Origin of the sequence: Thermogutta sp. (assembly GCF_039793925.1) — a bacterium.
In the GTDB taxonomy this organism is placed as follows: Bacteria; Planctomycetota; Planctomycetia; order Pirellulales; family Thermoguttaceae; genus Thermogutta.
This window is the reverse complement of sequence record NZ_JBAMME010000105.1, coordinates 1-1,321: the sequence shown is the minus strand read 5'-3', so window position 1 is coordinate 1,321 and position 1,321 is coordinate 1. Positions and strand designations below refer to the sequence as shown.

Annotated in this window: 2 protein-coding genes; both read right to left on the bottom strand. The window is 55.6% G+C overall.

Going from position 1 to position 1,321, the window contains the following annotated elements:
- Positions 1–274 (bottom strand): hypothetical protein (locus ABJK56_RS03870; RefSeq protein ID WP_347243351.1); only part of this gene is annotated, 274 nt, incomplete at its 3' end.
- Positions 271–1,257: a hypothetical protein gene (locus tag ABJK56_RS03865; protein ID WP_347243350.1), complete on the bottom strand. Its 987-nt coding sequence runs from the start codon at positions 1,255–1,257 to the stop codon at positions 271–273. The genes ABJK56_RS03865 and ABJK56_RS03870, both read right to left, overlap by 4 nt.
- Between the last annotated feature and the right edge of the window lie 64 nt (positions 1,258–1,321).

Here is a 1,321-nt window from a genome sequence, read left to right as displayed (position 1 = left end):
CGCGACCGTCTCCCGCTTCGGCGTCCGTTCCTTCCCCAAGCCGATCTCTTTCGTCTCTGTTCGCTGTTCCTTCATCCGTGGCCCCTCCCAGCTCAAAGCGGATACCATGGTCTCCCGGATACGGTTGTGTGTGGTCAAACTCTCCGCTGAGGACCTCGTCAGGAATTCCCCGCGGGAACGCCCGGCACGTGGAACGTTTGTCGGCGAAAAACGATAACTCGATAACGTGTTTACAACACAAACACTGCCAGCCGATTACAGGATCTTCTGTCATAGTATTTCCTTTCTGAAAACGAGATTGTACTGTTGAGCAATCTGCATCAGAGCCTCCTCTAGCACTCGTGTGTATTCTCGCGTCAACCATTCGTTAATTTGCGATTGCGGCACGCCGGCCGCCCTCATGCGTTCCGCTTCCTGAGACAATTCTCTCATGCGTGCTTTGACAATGGCCCGGTAATCATCGGCAGCCCTTTCTCCTATTGTAACCGCCCGTTGCCCATCCGCTACCGTCTTTTGCTGCCGGAGTTCGTAAGCTCCCCATGCCGTCGCTGCCCTCATAGCCTTGAGACGTCCGGCGATCAGCGCGTGCACATCCCCGGCCGACAATGGTCCATTGCGCGGATGATTGTGGGTGAACGTTGTGCCGGCGACACGCTTTGCTTCTTCCTTCTGAAATATGATCGACGCTTCGCTTCCGACTTTAGTAAGCATGATAGTGCCGTCATCAGCGACAAAAAATCCATACTCCAAGGGCTCACCACGAATGCGTTGCTCAATAACTCTAACGGCCTGATCAGCACTTGTCACTCCGGGAAGCCGCGCAGGCAGGATTCCGCCTGTCCGCACTAAGCCGAGATGGGCCAGCTCCTGTTGAAGGATGCGTGACTTCACAGCCGCGATGCGTGTGTTTCGCTCTTCTTCCGTTTCCCGCCGCAGTTCCTCAACAGAAAGAAGCTTCCCATCACTGTTGATGAGCTCAATCCATTGCGGCGCGCGACCGAGAATTTTCTTCGCCGTTTGATAGCGTGTGACCCCTACAGCGGTCATCCGTTCTTTTTCGCTGGCTGCCTGCCACCAGTCCGTATATCCGGCTCCCACTGGCGTATGCGGCACTTCCGCAACTTTGGCATATACCGCAGACGGCAGTGTTATGTCTCGAACCAGGTTTTCCATCTTCAGGACCGGCACGGTCATGCAGCGACAATTCGGCTCATCAGGCAAATCCGGCAGGGCATTGCCCTGGTCGTCGCGGTACACGCCATCTGGTTGTTTCCAAGAGTTTCAATCCGCGCCCTCGCGTGGAGGGCGATTTGAGTAACGC